Source organism: Bacillus sp. 2175 (assembly GCF_057812155.1).
In genome coordinates this window covers 21,746-45,079 of the sequence record NZ_JBSZSU010000006.1, presented here as the reverse complement: position 1 = coordinate 45,079, position 23,334 = coordinate 21,746, and the positions used below count along the sequence as shown (strand labels likewise).

The following is a 23,334-nucleotide window of genomic DNA, read 5'->3' as shown; positions in this document are numbered from 1 at the left end:
TTATAATGAAACACAAATTATTAAAAACAACGACAGCATTTTCAATTATGGGTAGTATGTTCTTTGGTGCAAGTTTATCTAGTGCAGAAACACCAGTATTTAAAGATGTACCAGCAAATCATTGGTCTACGGAAGCTATAAATGATTTAGGAAGTAAACAAATTTTTCTTGGTTATGGAAATGGCATCTTTGGTTTTGGTGATAATGTAACACGTGGTCAAGTTGCTAGAATGTTATATAACTTTTTAAAACCAGCAGATGTAGACGGAAGCTTTAGAAGTTCATTTTCTGATATTAGAGGTCATATGTTTGAAAAAGAAATTAAAGCTTTAGAAAAAGCAGGTATTATGAATGGGTACGGAAATGGTACTTTTGGCGCAGAAAACATCTTAACTCGTGAACAATTAGCATCTGTTTTGACGAAAGCATTTAAATTAAAACCAAAATCTATGACTACTTTTGATGATGTAGAAAAAAATTATTGGGCTACAGATTCAATTAGTGCGGTGCAATCAAATGGTATTTCAATAGGGATGGGAAATAACACATTCGAGCCAAAAACACTTGTGAAACGTGAACAATACGTACAATTTTTATACAATACTATGAAAAAACAGCCGGATCACAACGGAAACAATAATGAAAACAACAACGGAAACAATAACGGAAACAATAATGGAAACAATAACGGAAACAATAATGAAAATAACAATGGAAATAACAATGATGAAGTGAATTCACCATATTATGTTGCACCTCCAAAAGAGTCTTCAGAAAATAGTGCATTACGTCAAAAGCTTGGAAATTACGGTAGCTATACAGGAGTAAAGAAATCATACTTTGATAGCTTGAATCAAGATATTGCAAGCGGTAAGATCACAGAGGAAGATGCAAAGGTGAAAGCTGGAACATTAGAACCTTGGGAAGATGCAAAAATCCCTTCATTTTTACCTAAAGGAACAAAAGTTGCTGTAGAATCAGTAAACATTCAAAAATTCAATACATCTTCTAATGATTATAAAGTTATTGATAAAATGATCCAAAAAGATTATGGTGGAACTTATTTCGGAATTAATGTTTACTGGAATGCTGAAACAAAACAAAATACTGTTTCTGTATTACATGTTCAATTTATATATCAGTAATAAAGCGTTTGTATTAAGTCATTTGTACCTTTAAAACAATAAAGGGAGGAAAAGTGTAATGGACTTAAAGACAGATGAATTTTTTAAAGAAGATATTATTAATTTAAAAGATACAACTCATCAAAATAATGAAGTGGTATTCTTTTGTGAAATTGGTGAATATAGATTAGAAGTACAAGTCATTCGAAAGGATCATGAGGATTGCTTCCTACAAGTCTATAAAAAAAATAATATAGAAATTGATGTTCCTATGTGGCTTTCTCCTACAATAATTAATTTTGAAGTAAGAAAACAAAGATGGAAAGATCTAATTTCGGTTATTAATAGGCTGGAAGATATATCGTTTGAGATTAAAGAGACAGATGAATTAAGTAACGAATTCAAGATTGTAGCAAGAAATCAACCAATTATCGTAATGAAAGAAAATGAGTATAAAGAATATCAAAAGATTATTGAAGAATTAAATATAAGGAATGTCAAAGTAATCGAAAAGAGTGTCAGAGTAATTGAAGAGACAAGTGAATTAGACAATAAATTCAAGATTATAGAAGGAGAACAACTAGTTAAAGTAATAAAGCCTTAAAAGATTTTATCACTTTAACTACAAAAATAAGCATTGAATCAGATTCAATGCTTATTTTTTAGGACTTATCTTCATAATATATAAAATTTCACGTACCACTAATTTATAAATAAATAAGAAAACCAAATAATCATTAAGGGATTATTGTCATTTCAATTTTTTATATGAATCTAACCAATCATTTATTAATTGAGCAACATTAGTCGTTCCTGTTTTAATTTCATCCATTAAAAATGATAATAAAGCCCCCCACGATACTTCTTCTTCATATGGATTATGTTCATTTACATATTTTATTACCTTTTCTAATTCTTTTATACGTTTAAGATCCAAGTTTTGTTCAAGATAAGATCTAGCGTTTTCATTGACATAATCTGAATATAGAAGGCATGTTTCTAATAAAATAGCAGTTGCCATAGTTGGTGTAACATCTAGAGCATAGTTCAATTTACAAATGTTTTCATAAGTTGTTTTTGAAACACGTAAAGAAATTCTCTCTTTTGGGTAATCTTCCTTCTTTTTTACCTTTGCTAATGATGTTCTATTCAAATCACCCATATACAGAGTATTGGGGGTTCAGCCGAGATACGTGTAAAAATGGGTCATAGACTGGTTTTTATTTCCATGTTATGACCCTATTATCTTTTATACAGGTATATTCTCTTCTATTGGTTGTGGAATGTTTTGTAAATCAATCACATAATCGCCAAATCGTTTTATATGTTTCGTCATATATGGACTTAACATCACCAGATCTTCTCGTGAGAATCGATAACCTTCTCTTTTGAGTTGCCATAAAATCATGGTAATATCAACGACATTTTGAAAAATGACTGCATTGGCAACGAGATCATTATATTTAATACGTTTTTCTTGTTCTACTGGATCATTTTCAGTAATAATCCCATCCCCACCAAAGAATAACCACTTTGAAAAACCATTATATGCTTCCACTTTATTTGTACTAGCTGTAATTTGCTCTCTCAATTTCATATCTGAGATATATTTAAGAAGAAATATCGTTCGAATGACTCTGCCTAGCTCTCGAAATGCTTGGTACAGTCGATTCTTTTTACTATCACTTCTCAGTTTTCTGAGAAGTGTTGAGGGTAGTATCTTTCCAGCTTTTATAGACAAAACAACTTGAAATAAATCTTGCCAATGAGTCTCAATTAACTTCCAATCGATTACATCACTAAATAAAGGATCTATATGTTTATATTGAATATGTTTGCTTGGTCTAAAGAATTTTAAGTCTTTCCAATTCCTAATTCTAGGCATTAAATTGATTCCTAATAGATAAGAAAGTGCAAAGACAGGAGTAGACTGGCCTTGTGTATCAGCATGAATCGTATCAGGTTGGATATCTGACTTATTTTTTAGCAATCCATCAATAATATAAACAGCTTCCCAAACCCCACAGGGGATAAAATGGCTAAATAAAGCAATATAATTATCCGAAACATGATGATAAGCTATTCCTCCATAGCCCCCATATCTGATGTGGTATTCTGACAGTAAGTTTTCTTCATATAAATCGTATTTTGTTCCATCAGCGGCGGCTGTTTTTCCACTCCCCCATAGTTTTGGAAGGCTAAAGAGGTTGTATTGATTTAAAATGTCTTGAATTGAGGCATCTAATTTTTGGACACTGATATGTCTACGATTCACAAAAGAAATCATATGAGGTGTTACTATATTTCGCATATGTTTAGCGGTTTGGGCTGGCCCTAAATTACAGCCATATCCAAATGAAGTAATAATATAACGTTCAATTGGATGCTCTAATTTAGGTTCAGATCCTGAAAATGGGCCGAAATGTCTTGTACAATGAGTCCAGTGTTCAACGTTACAAAGTATATCAAGAATCGTTCGTTCCGGTAGTCGTTGTATAATTTCTTTTTCTAACATTTTACTACTCTTGGAAGACTCTTTTCGTACCAAACGTTTCAGGATTGGTTCTCCATCTTCAGTTATGATAACTTGTCCATTATTAGGATAGTTTAGGTCAACAGTTTTTGCAGCGGATGTTAGCCAAATTTTTAACCGATTAACAAAATCAGTAGGTGAGGAAGGTAATTCTAGTTCATTACAATAATCTTCAACCATCGGTTGGCATTCTTCCCATGGAAGTAATTGTTGTCTATAATCAGCATATTTCTCAGAACCTTTTACACTAAGGTCTCCCGTCTTTAATTCAGAGGCTAAATAAGAAAATATACAGATTTCAAGACGTTTACGGTAAAGTAAATTTGTGCTTTTTTCAACGCGAATTGTATGTTTCCACTGTTCACTGGCGAATGATAAATCAATATCACTAGGTAGATGTTCAACCTTACGGTTTTCGTTCTCTAATAAAAATTCCAGGGCATTTATGAGGGAATCGTCTTGAGTTGTTGAGTCAATTTCTAATAATGTGATGAGCCGAAATAATGTTTTTCTATGATTCTTATAGAATTTTTCTAAAAGTGGTAGATAATTATTTCCGTTGTATGAGGATATTGCTGTACAGTCCTGTTTTAAAAATTCTATACCACCTTTAGCTTCAAATAGCTCAGTAATTTTGCTGCCAATTTGTGTATTATCATCATGCATAGCTGTTGTTTCTAAAACTTCACTCAGTACAGAAATAAGATTTTCACTTATGGAACGATGTTGCTCCCTCAAAAGAGCAAGTTCTTCTTTTCCTTTTTTATGAATGATTCCCATCCTTTTTAGAAACATTTCTACAAGGTTATCCCTAGTTGTAATTTGTGACCGATAAATAGTTGATAACAACAGCATATATCTTTTGTGAGGAGCGAAGTCCTTTATTTCTGAAGCATCTAAAGAATTCGCTTCAGCAGCAAAGTGCTTCAATTTAGAAATTGGAATGCCTTCTAATAAATCATGAATGTTTGGAAGGAAAGACGTAATAAATGAAAGTCTGTTTTGTAAATCTTTCATATGGGGTACCGCCAGCATTTCGGAAAAAAACCACGCTAAGGATTTTTTCTATAAAAAGAGCCGTTATATTAAGAATAAAACGGCTCTTTTATACGTAAAGGACGTAAATTCATTTGCCCAGTGTCATGTAATCCTTCAAATTTGTATTCTCCAAGAAAATTGATATGTTCCCATCCTAACGGCCACGCATATGGCATTAAATCTTCTCTAAATTCTCCTCTTGCTTTTAATTCTTCTACGGCTTTTTCCATATATACAGTGTTCCACACACTTATAGCGTTAATAATTATGTTTAGTGCACTAGCTCTTTGTAACTGGTCTTGGAGAGCACGTTCTCTAAATTCTCCACGTTGTCCAAAAAATATAATTCTAGCTAATGCATTGATTGCTTCTCCTTTATTTAAACCTTTTTGAACCCGTCTCCTTACGGCTTTATTAGATATGTAATCCAGCGTAAAGAGGGTTTTCTCGATTCGTCCCATTTCTCCAAGTGCTGTTGCGAGTTTATTTTGTCTTGCATATGATCCGAGCTTCCCCATGATAAGAGCGCTAGATACTTTTCCTGTTTGAACCGAGTATGCCAACCTTCTAATATCTTCATAGTTTTCTTTTATTAACTTTACATTAATTTTTCCTTTTAAAAGTGCTTGAACATTTTCATATTCTTCTCCACCAGGTATAGAAAAAAGCTTAGTATCTGCCAAATCACGAATACGAGGAGCAAATCGAAATCCCAACAAGTGTGTTAAAGCGAAAACTTGATCTGTATATCCAGCTGTATCTGTGTAATGTTCTTCAATTTTTAAATCTGTTTCATGATGAAGAAGCCCATCTAATACATGAAGAGCATCTCGTGCATTGGTAGTAATGACTTTCACATGATAGGCAGATAGCTGATCACTTACAAATCGATAAATGGTTCCACCTTTTCCCGTTCCATAGTGTGGATTGGAATCTGCATGTAGAGAACGTACAGCAATGGATAAACGCATACCATCAGAAGAAGAAGTTGTCCCATCTCCCCAATAGGATGATAACTTTTGTTCCTTTTGGAAATTCACGAGAATAGATTGAGCGCGAACCATTGCATCATCATACATTCTCCATTGTGAAGCATTTGCCATTTGTCTATAGGAGATTCCAGGGGTAGCTTCCGCCATTTTTGTAAGACCTATATTTGTCCCCATTGCCATCAAAGTAGCTAATACAATATTCTGTTCCTCTTGATCAGGAGATTGATTGGTAGAGGCGTGGATAAATTGATCATGAAATCCAGTCCAACTGGCCACTTCTATTAGTAAATCTGTCAGTTTTATTCTGGGTAACATACTATGAAGAAGTTTACTAAATGCTTTTGCTTCTTCTGGAGTTCCTCTATCCAATCGCTCAACATGTAGTTTTCCTTGACTAATATCTACTCCTTCTAATTTCTCGCTATTTTTTGATAACCATTCTAAATGTTCATTTAATCGGTTTATTCGGTCAGTTATATAATCTTCAGCTTTTAAAGGGGCTGTAAGGCCATTTGGAATGTTTGAAACTTCGTTCCATTCATCATACGGTATAAGATAATCATCAAATGCCTTATGATGTCTACTGCCTGATACAAAAATATCTCCTGAACGAATATGATTTCTTAACTCGGTTAAAGCTGCCAATTCATAATAGTGCCGATTAATGTTTCCGTCATCATCATATACATGTTTTTGCCAACGGTTAGATACAAAGTGTAAGGGAGCGCCATGAGGCACTTTTCGTTTACCTGTTTCATTCAATTCATGAATCGTATCAAGTGCTTGTAAAACGGGTTCTCCAGATTTCGTCGCTCTAAAATGAAGACTGCGTAATAAAGTAGGTGCATATCGTCTAACATAGGAATAACGAGTATTTAACAAATCCAAATAGTCATAATTTAAAGGCCGTGATAGTTGTTTTGCTTCTTCAACAGATTCGACCATCTCATTCCATGACATTACTTCATCTAGGGCTGCAAAAGCATCTTTACCCGTTTCTTTTGCCTCAATTAGTGTCCCGCATACAGTAATAAATTGTAAAATCTTCTCGTTTAATTTTTTCCCATTTGCTTGCTGTATTTCGTCTTGTTCTTTTTTCCCTTTTGTTTGAAGATTCATCATAAGACGATCATGAATTTCAATTGCGTAATCTATAAGGTCTTGTGTAATCTCCAATAAAAATGAGACTAACATACTATATCTTTTTACTTCATTGAATCGTCTAAAAGCATATGGCTCATATTTTGATCCTAATCTAGCGAGCTGCCGAAGACGATTTGTATTAATTTTTGTGGTATCAATAGTAAGACCAATTTTTTGAACAAATTGTAATCGGTCTATTACTTTTAAAAATGATTCTGGTGAAGGCTGGGCCGGTACATCTTTTAGCCATGCTAATGGAGATTTACCATTTATAGTTGGTAAAAGTAACGCATCTAATTGATCTTTTTGTTCTTGGACCAAACCGTCATGTAGTATACTATACACTTTCTGATCTGCTTGTTGCTTTGCTTCCCAGACGATATCTTCAATCACATACATAGCTGGAAGAATGACTTTCATTTTTCGCAATGTAGATATTGTTATTTCAATTAAATAGAGGGTATTATTGTTATCCATTGCTTGTTGCACTAAAAATTGTAATAAAGTTTCTTTATATTCAGAAGAAAAATTCTGATATCCATATTCTGTTCGAATTTCCCCAAGATGCTCCCATAAAGTATTCCCACGTTTGGCATATACTAAAAATTCTTCAGGTGGAATCTGTAACTGACTCGCAACGTAAGCCACTACATATTGTGGAATGTCTTTATATTCTGTTAAGGACCAGCCAGGATAACGAATTAATGCAAGCTGAAGAGCGAACCCTAAACGATTGTATCCTCTACGGTGTTTTAATATTAAATGTAAGTCATGTTTAGAAAAAGTATGAAATGTTACCAAATCCCATTCTGTTAAACGTGATAAATCCATTAACTCATTTCGTTGTGCCTCTGACAGTAATTGTTTAACTCCCATTGTTTCCCCTTTACTCCTTTATAAGAGCTCCATTTTATTTTTTAGCTGCAGTTGGTTTGGATTTGTGTAAAGTAGTGTCGTATGGATGTTAGAGTGCCCAGCTTGATTTGCAACTTCATGAATGCTAAATCCTTTTTCAATTGCATTCGTACAGAAGAAGTGTCGTAATTGGTGTGGAGTAATAACATTGCTGTATGATTTAAAGATACGATTGACGACCGTACGGTCGAGCTTTTCTCGCTTTTTACTAATAAAAAGATACGGAGATTCATGTGCTGTACTGTATGTTTTTCGATCGATGAGATAATCTTTGATAGCACTAAGTACCTTACTATTTAGTAATACAATTCGTTGTTTACCTCCTTTTCCACTTCGAATAATACATTCCCCAGTCTGTAAATTGAAGTCATTCATTTTGATAGATAATGCCTCTGAAATACGTACTCCTGTATATGCTAGGAGAGTGGCAATTGCATAATTACGTTTGTTATTATCCTCTAACACACTTTGTAAAAACTTTTTTACATCTAATTCAACAATTTGGGTTGGAGAAGCATAGACAGTTTGAACCTTTATCATGTCTGTTTTTAAAATTACTTGATCTTGTTGACTTCCTTTCTGTATTAGAAATTCATTAAATTTAGCAAGGCTACTAATCTTGTGGTTAATGGACTTGGCGTTCAACATTTTGACATTCTTTAAATAACTAATGTACTCTAAGATATTTTGTCGGTACAATTTTGTTAATTTTCTGTCATAGGAACCTTCAAACCATTTTATGTACTGTCTAATACCTGATGTGTATCCCTGAACAGTGTTCTCAGTTTTATTCTCTTGTTTAAGATAAGAAGAAAACTGTTTTGCAACATCCATGTGATTTCCTCCGCGTCTATAAATTGTGTTGCGTCTAAAAGTATTTATTTATCGATAAATTGTGTTGCGTTAAACCCCTAGATTTATATTTATTATAACACCTAATACAACACAATTAATATTGTGTTGTATTATTTTTTGTATAAAAAAAGACACTGTATGTGTCTTGGAATAATGATATATTTTCTGATTTTTTAACTCTGATTTTCTTAGCGTGGTTTTTTTCCGAAATGCTGGCGGTACCCCATGCCCATCAACTTAAGAATTTGCACTACCCCCAAGTGTCAAAAAACGTTATTCTTTCTAAAAAGCTAGCTAGAAAGGATGACATTTTTTATGAATCTTTCAATTCAAGATGAATTACAACTATTTTCTGAAGAGCTGTATCGTCATTTAACCCCTTCTCTTTTGGAAGAACTCGCTAAAGAATTAGGTTTTGTAAAAAGAAAACGAAAGTTTTCAGGAAATGAATTAGCTACCATATGTATCTGGGTCAGTCAACGTACAGCGAGTGATTCTCTCGTTCGACTATGCAGTCAATTACACGCCGCCACAGGCACTCTTATGAGTCCAGAAGGACTCAATAAACGCTTTGATAAAAAAGCGGTTGAATTTTTGAAATATATTTTTTCTGCATTATGGAAAAGTAAACTTTGTAAAACATCAGCCATTTCAAGTGCAGCACTCACGTATTTTCAACGAATCCGTATTTTAGATGCGACGATTTTCCAAGTACCGAAACATTTAGCACATGTATATCCTGGGTCAGGTGGTTGTGCACAAACTGCAGGTATCAAGATTCAATTAGAATATGACTTACACAGCGGACAGTTTTTAAACTTCCAGGTAGGTCCTGGAAAAAATAATGATAAAACATTTGGAACAGATTGCTTAGATACCTTACGGCCGGGTGATCTGTGTATTCGTGATTTAGGATATTTTTCATTGGAAGACTTAGATCAAATGGATCAACGTGGCGTGTGCTATATATCAAGACTTAAGTTAAACCATACCGTCTATACGAAAAATCCATTTCCAGAATACTTTCGAAATGGGACAATCAAAAAACAGTCACAGTATATCCAAGTTGATTTAGAGAACATTATGCACACGTTAAAACCAGGACAAACGTATGAAATAAAAGAGTCGTATATTGGCAAGAATCAAAGATTATTTACAAGAGTAATTATCTACCGATTAACAGAGGAACAAATACTGGAACGTAGAAAAAAACAAAGCTATACCGAAAGTAAAAAGGGGATTACATTTTCAGAAAAGAGTAAACGATTAACGGGTATCAACATATATGTTACGAATACGCCTTGGGAAGTGGTTCCGATGGAACAAATCCATGATTTTTACTCCCTCCGCTGGCAGATCGAAATCATATTTAAAACGTGGAAATCTCTATTTCAAATTCATCATTGGCAAACTATCAAACAAGAGCGATTAGAATGCCATGTGTATGGAAAACTCATTGCCATTTTTATATGTTCTTCCACGATGTTTAAGATGCGCCAACTTCTGTTGCAAAAGCACAAAAGAGAACTAAGCGAATATAAAGCAATTGGGATGATTCAAGATCATCTATCCCTGTTATATCAAGCGATACAGAGAAACACCCGTATAATAACAAAGGTTTTAATCCGCCTGTTTACCCTACTAAAGAAAAATGGCCGGAAATCCCATCGATATGAGAAGAAAACTATCTTTGATATTATGGGTGTTGTCTATGAGTATAATGGATTGAGAAAACAAAAGAAAGCTGCATAAGAAAAAAATGAAACCCGTTAGGGTTTATTTCGTATGCTCATTTTTAAGAGGATTATACTGTTTAAAAGTTTGTTCATTTCAATTAATGGAAAACCGTAGAGTTTCTATCCTTAAGTTGATGGGCATGTGGCGGTACCCCCATATGAGTAATAGAAGGGCTTTTGGGAACTTCTTTAAAATAATTATAACCAGAATGTTGAGTTTCTTTTGACGTATGAAGTAATTGATCGAGTTTATCTTTTTCTATATTAGACAAACGGGCGAGAATTGTATTACAAAGACGATTATTAACCAGCGTTCTCACTCGACGTGCAAGCCGATCTAGTGTACTGAATGCTGGTAATTCATAACGTTCCTTAATTAATTCTTCAATAGAAACATTAATAAGGTCAGCGGGGTTATCCATCACTTGAGATGCTTTATATATGGCATTAGTAGCAATATGTAAAGCATCCTTCCCAAAGGGCAATACTTGCAAATGCTCACGAATTGCTTTCTGGTGTCGATATATGGACTTTGTTCGGAAGTTTGGTTCGGTTTCATTTGATATACGCAAACTCGAACGGATATGATGAATTATCACAGATGGAATATCTTTTGGACGTGGAAAATAACCTAGTCGTTGGAAAGACTTTAGCATAACTAAAAGGCTAAAGACCGGAATAGTTCCACGTGCTACTATATGGGCAAATTGGTTCTCCTCATATGTGACGGTATAAATCTCTTTCAGCTCTTTTCGAGTTAAGTTTTGTTTAAACCTTGGATAGGCTGTACGTTCAATTGAGGTCAATGTAATTCCTCCTACTATACTAAAATCAAAACTATATGTATTTTACTGTTGCATCTTACGGTACAAAGTCATTCTCGAGATACCAGCTTTCTCGGCGGCATCTGTACGGCTCATACCTTGATTAATAAGATATAAAGCGTAATCTACCTTTTCCTCATCGGTTTTTGGTCTTCCAGGATGTTTCCCTCGTTTCCTTGCAGCCTCAATCCCTTCTTTTGTCCGTTCAGAAGTTAAATCTCGTTCAAATTGAGCAATACCAGCGAAAATAGTAAACAACATTTTCCCATGTGCTGTTGTTGTATCGAGCCATGATTCCTTTAGACTTTTCAAGTGTGCTCCTTTTTGAGAAATTCGTTCCGTAATTTCAATGAGATCTTTTGTAGAACGTGATAATCGAGTTAAATCGGTTACAACGACTGTATCTTCTGGACGAAGAAATTCCAGCATACTATTTAATTCCGGCCGGTTTCGTTTTGTACCGGTTACTTTTTCGAAGAAAATACGGTCGCATTCAAATTCTTCAAGCTGTTTCTTTTGACGATCTAAATTTTGATCTAATGTAGAAACACGCATATAACCAAACTTCATATTTATCATCCCCTTCACCGACTATTGTACCAAAAACGATTAAATGGAGATATTGTTACAAATAATATTGTTACATATTTTTGTTACACTCAGTATGCAAGTTCATTAGACTAAAAGTTTATTAATAATAACCGTAACAAAAATGGTCGTTTTTGTTACGATGTAACGATAATTAATGCTCTCATAATATCATTTGTAATTTAATACGGATAATAGAAAAGGTGGTTTATATGTTGATAAGGTTCAATGTTATAATAAAAATAATCTAAAATGTATATATTGTTAAACATTTTAAATAAAAGGGGGGCATTTTTCAATGATAGAACAAATTAAACCCTTAGATCCTATTGCAATTCACCTAGGGCCCATTGCTGTACATTGGTATGGAGTTATTATTGGTATAGGAGCTATATTAGGGTTTATCTTAGCTACTCGTGAAGGGAAAAAACGCAGAATATCTTCAGATGTATTTTACGACTTAATCTTTTTAGCTTTACCTATCTCAATTATTTCAGCACGAATATATTATGTAATCTTTGAATGGAATTATTATAAGGAAAATCCAGTTGAAATTTTTGCAATTTGGCATGGTGGAATTGCAATTCATGGCGGTATTATAGGAGCTGTACTAACAACTATATGGTTTACAAGAAAACGAAACCTTTCTTTTTGGAAAATCGCTGATATTTTAGCTCCAAGCTTACTTTTTGGGCAAGCAATTGGGCGTTGGGGAAACTTTATGAATCAAGAAGCTCATGGAGGAATTGTATCTAAAAGCTTTTTAGAGTCGTTACATTTACCAGATTTTATTATCAATCAAATGAATATAAATGGTACATATTATCATCCAACTTTTTTATACGAGTCTGTCTGGAATATTACAGGTGTGATAGTATTACTCGTATTAAGAAAAGTTGATTTGAAACGAGGAGAAATTTTCCTCACTTATTTATTATGGTATTCTGTAGGAAGATTTTTTGTAGAAAGCTTACGTACGGATAGTCTCATGTTAACATCCCATATAAGAATAGCTCAATTAGTCTCAATTGGGTGCGTACTTTGTAGTATTCTTATTGTGTGGTATAGACGTAAAAAAGGATATGCACATCTACACTATACTGCTGATTAATGGAGTGAGTCGATGTAATGGAGCAACACAAAGTGAAGTCAAAAGCCCTTGAAACAGTAGATTCAAAATATATTCAGCAGCATTTAGCTAATGAAAGAACCTATCTAGCTTGGTTACGTACTGCAATTGCTATTGCTGGTTTGGGATTTCTTGTAGCTAATTTTCATTTAGCTGTTCGAAAAGAGCTTTCCTCATTAAATAATAAGATTGCTATTGGAATAGGAATTGGATCCGTTATTGCTGGAATAAGTATTATTATTGCAACCTTACAATATCTAATTAAACGTCAAAACATTCCGAGCACATACCACATTAATTGTATGGTTATCACTCTTAGTTATTGCAGTTATTTTAGCTATTTCATCTTATTTTTTACTAATTATATAATAAAATATTACCAACTACGATTTAAAAGCTAAATAAAAAACAATTTCCTGTTACTAGGAAATTGTTTTTTATTTAGCTTAGGTTTTATGTTATTCGATTGGCGATACCCCATGCCCATCAACTTAAGAAATTGGCTGTTCCTCAAAACGAAAATTGGATTTAAAACGTGTATGATTGGCCATCATCTGGTACTGAAACGGTCGAAGTGATTCCTTTTTCGCTAATAAAGCTTTTTAATTCTTCTCTTGATAAGTTCCAATGGTTCACTGCTTCCATATGGACTACAATGATTTGGGAATTAGGTGCAGCTTTGTACACCTCGTAGATATCTTCTTTATCCATGATAAGAGAACCGCCTTCAAAGAATTGATTATCTCCACCATTTACGACAATGATTTCTGGTTTATGTGTATCGAGAATTTTTTGAACCTCGTCATACCATACCGTATCTCCGGCTACATATAACATTTTTTCGCTTTGATGTTTGAAGACTATACCGCATACTAAACCAGCAAGTTTTAGTATTTCACCTCTACCGTGTTCGCCTTTTGTCTTAAGTAGTTGGATCCCTTCAAAGACTGTATCTTCCTGTAAAACCTCTACATTTTTGAAACCGGCGTTTCTTACTTCTGTCGCATCTTCTTCATTTTGGACAAATAGTTTAATGTCTTTTGGCAATATTCTTTGAGCCGCCTCGTCAAAGTGGTCTAAATGTAAGTGAGTTACGATGACTGCATCTATATTATTAATAATATTTTCAACGGGTACTGGTAAGCTAACTAAAGGATTATTTTGATCTTGTCTTGGTGAATTTGGGAAAGGTGGGTAAGTTCCTTTCTCTGCTAACATTGGATCTATTAAAAACCTTTTCCCTGCATATTCTACAACGATTGTTGCATTACGAATTTGATGTATATTCATATTTATTAACTCCTTTTTTTTGAGATTTTCTTTGAACAATGTATAGTTTATATTATTCCCAATAATGGATACACAGATTAAATAAAGTCTTTTGGTCGTTTTACTTTATTAATGAAAGGAGTTATATAAATGTTAGATAATACGGACAAACGTATCTTAGATGAACTATCCAAGAACAGTCGGTTCACGATGAAAGAATTAGGTGAGAAAGTCCATTTGACTGGACCAGCTGTTTCAGCTAGAGTGGCGAAATTAGAAGATCAAGGAGTTATTGAGGGTTATACAATTAAAGTTAATCGAGTCAAATTAGGCTGTTATATACATGCTTTTATTACAATCATTACAGAAAGCATTTTTCATCAACCTTATTTGTCATTCATAAAAACGCAAGACAAATATTTAATAAATAATTATAAAATCAGTGGAGATGGTTGTTACCTTCTCGAATGTAAATTTCCATCCATAGAATTAATGAATCAATTTCTGAAAGAATTAAACGAATATGCAAACTATAAATTATCGATTGTTATAGATAAATAGCGAACCAAAAAACAACGAAGAGTTTGCGAATAATTTTACTTATACAAATAGGTGCGTTTAAATTTGTTTAGTTATTCAATTAAAGGGAGCTTTTACAAAGTAATGAAAAAAGCCAAATTTTTCAATATAAATATTGAGAAATTTGGCTTTTTAATATGGGAATTTCCTTAACATTGTAAATCCGCATTTTCCTGACGCTACCCCATCACCATCAAGCTAGGAATACCCCATTAAGATTGTATTTTTCATCCTTTAAGTAAGGTATGTTAGAACCATTTTTATTTAAGTTCTTTATGACTATGGTTATTTTTATTTTTGCTTGTGTTTTTTACTTCTTGAAATATATTATTACTTTCTCTCTGTTCATTATGTACATCGTCTAGAGACTGATTATATGATTGCATTATTTTGTGAAAATCTCTTACCGTTAAAGGTTTTGCCTCATCCTTTAATTCATAACCTAATTGACCATTAGGCTCAAGTGTCGCTGTTTTTACATCTGCAATTTTAGAAATCCCTTGATTACGTAAACGCATTTCTAACTGATCAACTGTCAAACGTAATTTAGTTAAATTTTCAATATTAAGTCTACCATCTTCAATGACCACTTTAGATTTACCAGTAATAAATTTTTCGAAGGTATTAGACTTTAATTGAAAATACTCTAAAAGTATAACTGTAACTACAAATATAAAAGCACTAGTAACAGCCTTTATAGTACTTTTTTCTACGATGGGTTGCACAATAATCGTACCAATGGAAATCATGACAACAGTTTGTGCTAAAGTCATTTGAGATATAGATTTTCTTCCAGCAATTCTTAATAAAAGAATTCCAGCAAGAATTAAAATTAAAGATTGCCAAATAAAATTCACACGATCACCCTTCTATATGCTACATTTTTATTTTTTAGGCTGCACTTTAATTTGTAATATATACCAAATGAATTAGAGAAAATGGATTATAATATGCTAGCGTTATTTATTTAGGTATAAAAGTAATATTGTTGTTTTTCAATGAACTAGGTTTATTATTTCCATCAATGATGAAAATTAATAAATTATATAATTTATATAATTTATTAATTTAACTTACATATTAATATGTAAAGAACAATGATACATGCTAATATAACTGCTGTACCATAACCAACTAATTTTAATTACAATTTTGTATTACTCATCTTTTATAAAAAAATATGTTATAATAGATACCCATCACTATCTACCTAAAGGGATTGTATCCTTTTAAAAGACTCCTTATATATAAGGAGTCTTTTTATGTTTACTTATTATTTTATAATAAGATTGATAAGACTACATTTAAAAATACGAGTTCCGGTTGCTGTAATAACTAAATTACATACAAAAAAACCAATCCTATTACAGAAGAATTGGTTTTTTACTTATAAAGACAATTAAATATGGAACTATGCATATTTAATAATTAATTCCTAGAAATATGAATGGGCGAGTTATAATAAATAGATGAAATACCCTTTCAGTTTCCTATGAACTGTACTTTAGTCTGTTGTTGGTACGAAGTCTTTTAGTTGACTTCGTACTTTTTTGTTCACTAATGTAAATTTAAAAATATTAGTTTACTTTCACAATAACGAAAATAGTAACTCCATTCCAATTCTCCTAACATCCTTAAAATCGGAAATGTAAGTATACATTCAAAACATTTTGATATGAGATTACTTTAGGTAATTTTTAAAGCAGACTATAAACCAAAGTAATCTACAAAAAGAAGAGGTTAAGAAATATTTCTTAGCTTCTTCTTTTTGTCACTCTTACTTATTGAACCATAGAAGATAATATTACAATAAATACAGATGTATTATTCCTTAATATTGTCTCTTAATACATCAGGGAAATGAGGTGATTGATTGTATAAAAACTACAAAATAGTTTGTTAGGAAAATTTAAGAATGATGTATTTTTAGTTATAAAAGTTTTAATTTATATATAAATTCATAAAGAAGTTGATTTTATTTGTAAATTATTTTTTTAAAGAGGTGATTTTTTGATTACTAACTTGATAATGAATGGAGGCTTTGAAAGTGGCACTCTTGCCCCATTCATTACAACAAACGTGCAAGTTGTTAATACAAATAGTCATTCGGGCATCTATAGTGCAAGCTTAATTGGGGGAGAAGCTAATGCTCAGCTCATACAAGCAATCCCTATACCTCCAAATGAAAGTTTTGAATTTCTTATTTCACTTGCTAAAATTGGGGGTGCTCCAAGTCCTCCGCTTTCTATTAAGCTTGCTTATTATTATAATTCTATTTTTTTGGAACAAGGCTTAATTATAAGTATTCCATTAAATCATCTCCCGAATGGCAATCAAAGTAATTGGTTAGAGATATATCTAATTACTTCTCAGTCTCCACCTTTAGCAAATAAAGCTATTTTACTTATTTATAAAGAAGGACAAGCCGGGAGTTCCAGAGTACTTATAGACGATGTAGCTTTACAGTACGTCACAGCTCTACCGATCGGAGTAACGGGAATAACAGGAGCAACAGGACCAACCGGACCAACCGGACTAACAGGACCAACAGGAATAACGGGACCAACCGGAGTAACAGGACCAACCGGAGATACCGGACCAACAGGAGATACCGGACCAACGGGAGATACGGGACCAATCGGAGATACGGGACCAATCGGAGATACGGGACCAACAGGAGTAACGGGACCAACGGGAGATACGGGACCAACGGGACTAACCGGAGTAACAGGACCAACCGGAGTAACGGGACCAACAGGAGTAACGGGACCAACCGGAGTAACAGGACCAACCGGAGATACGGGACCAATCGGAGATACGGGACCAACAGGAGTAACGGGACTAACCGGAGTAACGGGACCAACGGGACTAACAGGAGCTACTGGTCCAACGGGAGACACTAGTTCAAGGACAGCAAACTATTTATATGTTTATGATACAACTAATCAATTAATTTCAGTAGGAAGTGCCGTTATCTTCAATACAACAGGACCTAAAACTGGATCAGCATTGACACATGTAGCAGGTACTGACAATATTGTAATTAATATGGCCGGAACATATGTAGCTGAATTTAATTTAACAGCGGTACAGGCAAATCAATTTTCTTTTGCACTAAATGGTACACCAATTCCAGGGGGACGATATGGTACATCTATAAACCGTATCCAAACCACAGGTAATGTTGCTTTCACAGTTACAACTGTCCCATCTACACTAACTTTGGTTAACAATACCTCTACAACAGGAACTGTAACCCTTTTAAATAATGGAGGAGGAGCTTTAACCGCAGTGTCTGCTAGTATAAGTATTTTTGAGATAGGATAAAACAATTCATTTTTTATTAGGAGCACGGTAGCGATTCCTTCTTTTGAGAGCCAATTATAAAAAAATAATTCAAAATATTATATATTTTCATTTAGGAGTCTCGCCAATCCAATGACATAAAAACCATGCTAAGACATTTTGGGAAGTTAAATTCTTGATTTTCGTAAGCTAAGGTTTTTCTAAGTTATAAAAAAGATAAAAAGTTTGCATTTTTTTGTAGCAAAAATGTTTATTTTTGTTACGTAAGAGGATTAGAAAAAACGACAGCATGTATATTAGATAGGTGTAATATATATGCTGTCGTTTTAAAATATGAGTTTATATTAGTATTCAATACATTAGCTAAATCTATTATTTTTTACACTTCCATAATGATTGGAAGAAGCATTGGACGACGTCCCGTTTCAGTATATAAGAATGGGCTTAACACTTCTACAAGTTTTTGTTTGATTTGTGCCCAATTTATCATTCCCTCATTTAGTAAAGTAGATATACATTCATATACAATATTCTCTATTTTTTTCATCAGTTCTTCGGAACCTCGCATATATACAAACCCTCTTGTAACAATTGCGGGAGATGAGACTAATTGCTTTTGTTTACTATCTAAATTCAAACTTATAATGATAATTCCTTCTTCAGATAGAATCCTACGATCACGTAATACAATATTTCCAATATCACCTATACCGCTTCCATCAACATACACAGGTTGAGAAGGAATAGTTCTACTACTGATTCTTGCTTCTCTTTTCGAAATTTCTAATACTTCCCCGTTATCCATAACAAAACAATTTTCTAAAGGAAGACCACACTCCATAGCTAATTCCACATGCTTTTTTAACATACGATATTCTCCGTGAATAGGCATAAAGTATTTCGGCTTTAAAAGCGAGAGCATTAATTTTTGTTCTTCCTGTGCACCATGACCAGATGTATGAATATCACTTGTTTTGTGATGAATTACATTTGCACCTACTCGGTATAACTGATTAACAATCCTGTTAATGCTTAATACATTTCCAGGAATCGGAGAGGAAGAGAGCACAACAGTATCTCCAGGGATAATTTGAATGTAGCGATGGTTTCCATTTCCAATTCGAGATAAAGCTGCCATTGGCTCCCCTTGACTTCCTGTACATATAATGGTTATTTGATGACTTGCAATATGTTTTATTTCATGTATTCCAACGAATATGTCGTCTGGAGCTTGGATATACCCTAAATCTTTTCCTATTTGAATTGTTTTTTCCATACTTTTTCCTACAACTACAATTTTACGATTATACAAAATAGAAGCTTTTACAACTTGTTGTAATCTATGAACATTAGATGCAAAAGTCGCAAATAAGATACGTCCTTGTGCTTCTGAAAAAATTTCTTTTATGGATTGTCCAACCTTTTTTTCTGACATTGAATAACCAGGAACCTCACTATTTGTACTGTCAGACAGTAAACACAATACACCTTCCTTCCCAAATTCAGCAATCTTGTGTAGGTTTGCTTCTGTACCAACAGGTGTAAAATCAAATTTAAAATCACCAGTATGTACAATATTTCCATTTGGAGTCGTTACTACTATGCCAAACGCGTCAGGAATACTATGTGTAGTTCTGTAGAACCGGACTTTCATGTTTTGAAATTCAACCTCTATTTCATCTAGAATATTTTTTATTTCAACATGACGGATACTATGTTCCTCTAATTTGCTTTTAATGAGTGCTGCGGCTAATTTCCCAGCATATATTGGTACTTGTATGCGCTTAAATAAAAAAGGGATTCCACCAATATGATCTTCATGTCCATGTGTAATGAACAGACCTTTTATTTTATCTTTATTTCTTTCTAAATACGTGTAATCTGGTATAACGTAGTCAATTCCTAATAATTCTGTTTCAGGAAATTTAAACCCAGAATCAATAATAAGAATCTCATCTTTGTATTCAACAACATACATATTTTTTCCGATTTCTCCAAGTCCACCTAAAGCAAAAATCTTTGTTTTCCCAACTTGTAATTTCTCCATGTTCCAACTCCTTTATATCTAATTATAAAAATTCCTGATTTTGAAAGAACAGTCTTCAAAATCAGGAACAGTATGAACGTTATATGTTATTTCACAATCAACACAGGATATTTTACCCTTTTTGCTACTTTGTGGCTTACACTCCCTAATACCATCTCTTGTAAAGCATTAAGTCCGCGACTCCCTAACACGACTAAATCAAAATTCCCTTTATTCGCATAATCTACAATTGTTGGTCCGGGTTCTCCGTGTAAGATTTTAATTTCGTAAGACACACCTTTCGATAACAACTTTTCTTCAATGGGCAAGAGTCTCTTACGGCGTGACAACTCTAATTCTTCTTTTCCTTGTGCATGAAGAACTTCGTTCTTTGCTTTTGAAAAATCAACCACAAATACAATTTCAACTTTACAATCCTTTATTAAAGAAGCAATTTTGACCGCTTCTTGTGTTGCACGTAAGGAATGCTCAGAGCCATCGACAGCTAATAATATTTTTTTATACATGGTTTCCACTCCTAATACTGGATTAATGAGATGAAACTTTTCTATTCGTATTATTATATACAGCTAATTTTTCTACGAGTTTTTTACTAGAAGAATTTAAATTCTGTATAGTAACGATGTTACTGTTTTCACGATATTTAATAACTACCTTATCAATAGCCCCGACTGCTGAATCATCCCAAACATGGGTATTTGAGAAGTCAATAATAATACTTCTGTTTTTAACATTGAAATCAAATGCATCTACAAAACTTTCTACTGATGCAAAGAATAATTGACCTTCTACATCAAATGTTATATAGGAGTCAATTTGTCGTTTCACTACTTGTATCTTTGAAATTTTAGCAACAAAGAATATTGCACTTAATAAAACACCAGCAATTACACCTTTAGATAAGTCGTGCGTTGCAACTACGATAATAACGGTCACTAACATAACTACTGCATCGCTTTTTGGTGCTTTTACTAAATAAGAAAATGAAGACCAATCAAATGTACCAATTGATACCATAATCATAATTCCTACTAGAACAGGCATTGGAATTTGTACAACTAAATCTCCTAATACAATGATGAGAAACATTAAAAATAGTCCTGCGATCAGCGTAGACAGTCTACCACGTCCGCCTGATTTTACATTGATTACAGATTGCCCAATCATTGCACAACCTGCCATACCACCAAAGAAACCATTGATAATATTGGCGATTCCTTGTCCTCTTGATTCTTGGTTCTTATTGCTATCGGTTCCTGTCATATCATCTACGATAGATGCTGTTAGTAAAGACTCTAATAACCCTACAATTGCTAAAGCGATTGAATATGGGAAAATAATTTGCAGCGTCTCAAACGTAAATGGTACATCTGGAATAAAGAACGATGGTAATGTTCTTGTAATCGCTCCTAAGTCACCGACTGTTCGTAAGTCTAGGTGCATAAAAATTGTAACAGCTGTTAATAATACAATCGCTATTAACGGAGCTGGAATGGATTTGATAAATCGCGGTACAATATAGACAATAGCTAATGTAATCGCAACAAATACATATGTCAGATTGGAAATACCAATAAAATGTGGTACTTGAGCCATAAAAATTAAAATTGCTAACGCATTAACAAAACCAATCATGACAGCACGTGGAATAAATTTCATTAATCTTGCTACTTTACATACCCCAAAAATAATTTGTATAACACCAGTCAAAATTGTGGCTGCTAATAAATAATTCAGCCCATGTTCTTTAACTAAAGGAACCATAAGCAATGCCATCGCACCTGTTGCCGCTGAAATCATTCCAGGACGACCACCTATAAAGGCAATAATAACTGCAATACAAAAAGATGCATATAATCCTACCATTGGATCTACACCCGCAATAATGGAAAATGCAATTGCCTCTGGAATTAATGCTAGTGCAACTACAATCCCCGCGAGGATATCTGCTCTAACATTAGAAAACCATTCTGTTTTTAATTTTTCTACCACTGTTTTATACACCTCATATCATTTATTTTGTGGCTTTTAAGTCTCATAAAAGCCGCGTTCACGATTTAATAAAAACAGTCTAACACTTATCGTCCCAAAAAGGAACCTTTTTGATACTGATTTTTCGACGCCAAGTTATGGTATGATAAAAGAAACATCTTAACTGTTAGGAGAGCATGTATGTTAATCGGATATATGAGACCATATCAAGATGATCTGAAATGCGAGGGACAACTAAAAAACTTAGAAAAAGTAAAGTGCACAAAAATCATTTCAGAGGAACATTCATCAGCAAAAAAAAGAACACATCTTAAAAGTATGATAAGTAACCTGAACCCAGGTGATAAAATAGTCGTTACAAAACTTTTTACATTGGCTGATTCAACACGCCATCTGGTGGAGTTAATAGAAAAAATTGATATGAAAGGCGCTTACTTTCAATCTCTTACTGAGGGAATCGACACAAGCAATCAAGCTGGATATCAATTCAGCTTGATTTTAAATCATCTTGTTAATTTTCAAAGTGACGTGATAAGTGAAAAAACAAAAAAAGGCTTATACGAAGCAAAACAGAAAGGAATCACTCCAGGACGCCCAAGAAAACCTGATGAAAATGTAAAACGTGCGATTGTTATGTATCAAAGTGGAGATTATAGTCTTGCTCAAATAAAAGATGAAACAGGAATTAGCAAATCCACGCTATACAGATATCTAGAAAATTAAACATTAATTATATTTGGCATTGAACCTAATTAAACCTACAAAAATTGTGTAGGAATGTAGATACTCACTATAAAAAAACAAACGATTCTTCCTCGACAGCTTGTTGAAAGAATCGTTTGTTTTTTTATAGATCTTGTTGAAAATTTCATTATATACCTATAAAGACAGCAAAAGGTCATGTAATGGAAGTTAATTCCAGTCTATGACCTATTTTTACACGTATCTCGGCTGAACCCCTATTGTGTATCGTTAAGTTTCTACGAAAACTTTCCGATAATATCTCCATAATTTCTTTTGAATGGAGAGCATAGTCACAAATATGTAAGGCAACATCTTTAACAGGTTTATTTGTAATATATGAAAGTCTGTAAATACATTCTTTGAGATCTACTGAAATTGTCGGCTTAATATCTACTTTTTTATCTTTTCTTACCTTCCTCTCTTGCTCAATCATTTCGATTCTCCTTTCAAATTTGTAATTTAAGAATTTGTACAGTGTCTTACTGTCCTAAGGAATAATATAATATATGTCCTAATTTTC

18 protein-coding genes and 2 pseudogenes are annotated in these 23,334 nt (G+C 33.4%); 8 read left to right on the top strand and 12 right to left on the bottom strand.

The window, feature by feature from the left end; translation table 11 throughout:
- Positions 1-5 precede the first annotated feature (5 nt).
- Together ACXKY9_RS27955 and ACXKY9_RS27950 are read left to right on the top strand one after the other, a co-directional pair.
- Positions 6-1,145: an S-layer homology domain-containing protein gene (locus ACXKY9_RS27955; protein WP_002134241.1), complete on the top strand. Its 1,140-nt coding sequence runs from the start codon at positions 6-8 to the stop codon at positions 1,143-1,145.
- A gap of 58 nt (positions 1,146-1,203) precedes the next feature.
- On the top strand, positions 1,204-1,728 hold the full coding sequence (locus ACXKY9_RS27950; protein ID WP_000364598.1) for a hypothetical protein: 525 nt from the start codon (positions 1,204-1,206) through the stop codon (positions 1,726-1,728).
- A gap of 147 nt (positions 1,729-1,875) precedes the next feature.
- Here ACXKY9_RS27950 and ACXKY9_RS27945 read toward each other — a convergent pair whose 3' ends face one another.
- The 4 genes and pseudogenes from ACXKY9_RS27945 to tnpI all read right to left on the bottom strand — a co-directional run bounded on the left by ACXKY9_RS27945 (position 1,876) and on the right by tnpI (position 8,579).
- On the bottom strand, positions 1,876-2,277 hold the full coding sequence (locus ACXKY9_RS27945; protein ID WP_228161175.1) for a hypothetical protein: 402 nt from the start codon (positions 2,275-2,277) through the stop codon (positions 1,876-1,878).
- Positions 2,278-2,373: 96 nt separating this feature from the next.
- Positions 2,374-4,686: pseudogene (locus tag ACXKY9_RS27940) on the bottom strand (Tn3 family transposase); the annotation flags it as partial.
- Positions 4,687-4,742: 56 nt separating this feature from the next.
- Positions 4,743-7,706 (bottom strand): Tn3 family transposase, encoded by a 2,964-nt coding sequence (locus ACXKY9_RS27935; protein WP_000538375.1) that lies wholly within the window; start codon positions 7,704-7,706, stop codon positions 4,743-4,745.
- An 18-nt stretch (positions 7,707-7,724) separates the two neighbouring features.
- Positions 7,725-8,579, bottom strand: coding sequence for a TnP I resolvase (gene tnpI, locus ACXKY9_RS27930; RefSeq protein WP_000382147.1), 855 nt, complete (start codon positions 8,577-8,579; stop codon positions 7,725-7,727).
- 336 nt (positions 8,580-8,915) lie between these two features.
- Here tnpI and ACXKY9_RS27925 point away from each other — a divergent pair, with 336 nt between their 5' ends.
- On the top strand, positions 8,916-10,352 hold the full coding sequence (locus ACXKY9_RS27925; RefSeq protein WP_001053969.1) for an IS4-like element IS231C family transposase: 1,437 nt from the start codon (positions 8,916-8,918) through the stop codon (positions 10,350-10,352).
- A gap of 139 nt (positions 10,353-10,491) precedes the next feature.
- Here ACXKY9_RS27925 and ACXKY9_RS27920 read toward each other — a convergent pair.
- Positions 10,492-11,142, bottom strand: a pseudogene (locus ACXKY9_RS27920) (DUF4158 domain-containing protein); the annotation flags it as partial.
- A 42-nt stretch (positions 11,143-11,184) separates the two neighbouring features.
- A complete protein-coding gene (locus ACXKY9_RS27915) occupies positions 11,185-11,730 on the bottom strand; it encodes a recombinase family protein (protein WP_016090227.1) in 546 nt (181 codons plus the stop codon).
- 316 nt (positions 11,731-12,046) lie between these two features.
- On the opposite strand from ACXKY9_RS27915, the gene lgt reads away from it, so the two are divergent.
- Positions 12,047-12,859: a prolipoprotein diacylglyceryl transferase gene (gene lgt, locus ACXKY9_RS27910; RefSeq protein ID WP_016090228.1), complete on the top strand. Its 813-nt coding sequence runs from the start codon at positions 12,047-12,049 to the stop codon at positions 12,857-12,859.
- Positions 12,860-12,876: 17 nt separating this feature from the next.
- Positions 12,877-13,278, top strand: coding sequence for a YidH family protein (locus ACXKY9_RS27905; RefSeq protein ID WP_044157326.1), 402 nt, complete (start codon positions 12,877-12,879; stop codon positions 13,276-13,278).
- A gap of 127 nt (positions 13,279-13,405) precedes the next feature.
- Here the strand turns inward: ACXKY9_RS27905 and ACXKY9_RS27900 are convergent, their stop codons facing one another.
- Positions 13,406-14,167 (bottom strand): MBL fold metallo-hydrolase, encoded by a 762-nt coding sequence (locus ACXKY9_RS27900; protein WP_016090230.1) that lies wholly within the window; start codon positions 14,165-14,167, stop codon positions 13,406-13,408.
- A 129-nt stretch (positions 14,168-14,296) separates the two neighbouring features.
- Between ACXKY9_RS27900 and ACXKY9_RS27895 the strand changes: the two genes are divergently transcribed.
- A complete protein-coding gene (locus tag ACXKY9_RS27895; RefSeq protein ID WP_016090231.1) occupies positions 14,297-14,707 on the top strand; it encodes an Lrp/AsnC family transcriptional regulator in 411 nt (136 codons plus the stop codon).
- A gap of 278 nt (positions 14,708-14,985) precedes the next feature.
- On the opposite strand, the gene ACXKY9_RS27890 is transcribed toward ACXKY9_RS27895, so the two are convergent.
- Entirely contained in the window at positions 14,986-15,582 is a 597-nt protein-coding gene (locus tag ACXKY9_RS27890; protein ID WP_016090232.1) for a DUF421 domain-containing protein, read from the bottom strand.
- 1,153 nt (positions 15,583-16,735) lie between these two features.
- On the opposite strand from ACXKY9_RS27890, the gene ACXKY9_RS27885 reads away from it, so the two are divergent.
- On the top strand, positions 16,736-18,052 hold the full coding sequence (locus tag ACXKY9_RS27885) for an NTTRR-F1 domain (protein ID WP_140159928.1): 1,317 nt from the start codon (positions 16,736-16,738) through the stop codon (positions 18,050-18,052).
- 358 nt (positions 18,053-18,410) lie between these two features.
- Here the strand turns inward: ACXKY9_RS27885 and rnjA are convergent, their stop codons facing one another.
- From rnjA to ACXKY9_RS27870, 3 genes are all read right to left on the bottom strand, one after another.
- Positions 18,411-20,078, bottom strand: a complete 1,668-nt coding sequence (gene rnjA / locus ACXKY9_RS27880; RefSeq protein WP_016090464.1) for a ribonuclease J1 — start codon at positions 20,076-20,078, stop codon at positions 18,411-18,413.
- A gap of 86 nt (positions 20,079-20,164) precedes the next feature.
- Positions 20,165-20,584 carry a universal stress protein gene (locus tag ACXKY9_RS27875; RefSeq protein ID WP_016090463.1) on the bottom strand — a complete coding sequence of 140 codons (420 nt, stop codon included), beginning with the start codon at positions 20,582-20,584 and terminating at the stop codon, positions 20,165-20,167.
- A gap of 22 nt (positions 20,585-20,606) precedes the next feature.
- The gene (locus ACXKY9_RS27870; RefSeq protein ID WP_016097422.1) at positions 20,607-22,070 is read right to left on the bottom strand and encodes a SulP family inorganic anion transporter; all 1,464 of its coding nucleotides are present in this window, start codon (positions 22,068-22,070) and stop codon (positions 20,607-20,609) included.
- Positions 22,071-22,250: 180 nt separating this feature from the next.
- Here ACXKY9_RS27870 and ACXKY9_RS27865 point away from each other — a divergent pair, with 180 nt between their 5' ends.
- Positions 22,251-22,793 (top strand): recombinase family protein, encoded by a 543-nt coding sequence (locus ACXKY9_RS27865; protein WP_016097421.1) that lies wholly within the window; start codon positions 22,251-22,253, stop codon positions 22,791-22,793.
- Between the two features lie 175 nt (positions 22,794-22,968).
- Here the strand turns inward: ACXKY9_RS27865 and ACXKY9_RS27860 are convergent, their stop codons facing one another.
- Positions 22,969-23,247 carry a hypothetical protein gene (locus ACXKY9_RS27860; RefSeq protein WP_228161257.1) on the bottom strand — a complete coding sequence of 93 codons (279 nt, stop codon included), beginning with the start codon at positions 23,245-23,247 and terminating at the stop codon, positions 22,969-22,971.
- Between the last annotated feature and the right edge of the window lie 87 nt (positions 23,248-23,334).

What these genes read in the sequence shown, in the direction of transcription:
- ACXKY9_RS27950 (WP_000364598.1), top strand. Translation starts at nt 1,204, where the DNA reads ATGGACTTAAAGACAGATGAATTTTTTAAAGAAGATATTATTAATTTA.
- tnpI (WP_000382147.1), bottom strand. Translation starts at nt 8,579, where the DNA reads ATGGATGTTGCAAAACAGTTTTCTTCTTATCTTAAACAAGAGAATAAA.
- ACXKY9_RS27955 (WP_002134241.1), top strand. Translation starts at nt 6, where the DNA reads ATGAAACACAAATTATTAAAAACAACGACAGCATTTTCAATTATGGGT.
- ACXKY9_RS27905 (WP_044157326.1), top strand. Translation starts at nt 12,877, where the DNA reads ATGGAGCAACACAAAGTGAAGTCAAAAGCCCTTGAAACAGTAGATTCA.
- ACXKY9_RS27875 (WP_016090463.1), bottom strand. Translation starts at nt 20,584, where the DNA reads ATGTATAAAAAAATATTATTAGCTGTCGATGGCTCTGAGCATTCCTTA.
- ACXKY9_RS27865 (WP_016097421.1), top strand. Translation starts at nt 22,251, where the DNA reads ATGTTAATCGGATATATGAGACCATATCAAGATGATCTGAAATGCGAG.
- ACXKY9_RS27915 (WP_016090227.1), bottom strand. Translation starts at nt 11,730, where the DNA reads ATGAAGTTTGGTTATATGCGTGTTTCTACATTAGATCAAAATTTAGAT.
- lgt (WP_016090228.1), top strand. Translation starts at nt 12,047, where the DNA reads ATGATAGAACAAATTAAACCCTTAGATCCTATTGCAATTCACCTAGGG.
- ACXKY9_RS27925 (WP_001053969.1), top strand. Translation starts at nt 8,916, where the DNA reads ATGAATCTTTCAATTCAAGATGAATTACAACTATTTTCTGAAGAGCTG.
- ACXKY9_RS27900 (WP_016090230.1), bottom strand. Translation starts at nt 14,167, where the DNA reads ATGAATATACATCAAATTCGTAATGCAACAATCGTTGTAGAATATGCA.
- rnjA (WP_016090464.1), bottom strand. Translation starts at nt 20,078, where the DNA reads ATGGAGAAATTACAAGTTGGGAAAACAAAGATTTTTGCTTTAGGTGGA.
- ACXKY9_RS27935 (WP_000538375.1), bottom strand. Translation starts at nt 7,706, where the DNA reads ATGGGAGTTAAACAATTACTGTCAGAGGCACAACGAAATGAGTTAATG.
- ACXKY9_RS27860 (WP_228161257.1), bottom strand. Translation starts at nt 23,247, where the DNA reads ATGATTGAGCAAGAGAGGAAGGTAAGAAAAGATAAAAAAGTAGATATT.
- ACXKY9_RS27895 (WP_016090231.1), top strand. Translation starts at nt 14,297, where the DNA reads ATGTTAGATAATACGGACAAACGTATCTTAGATGAACTATCCAAGAAC.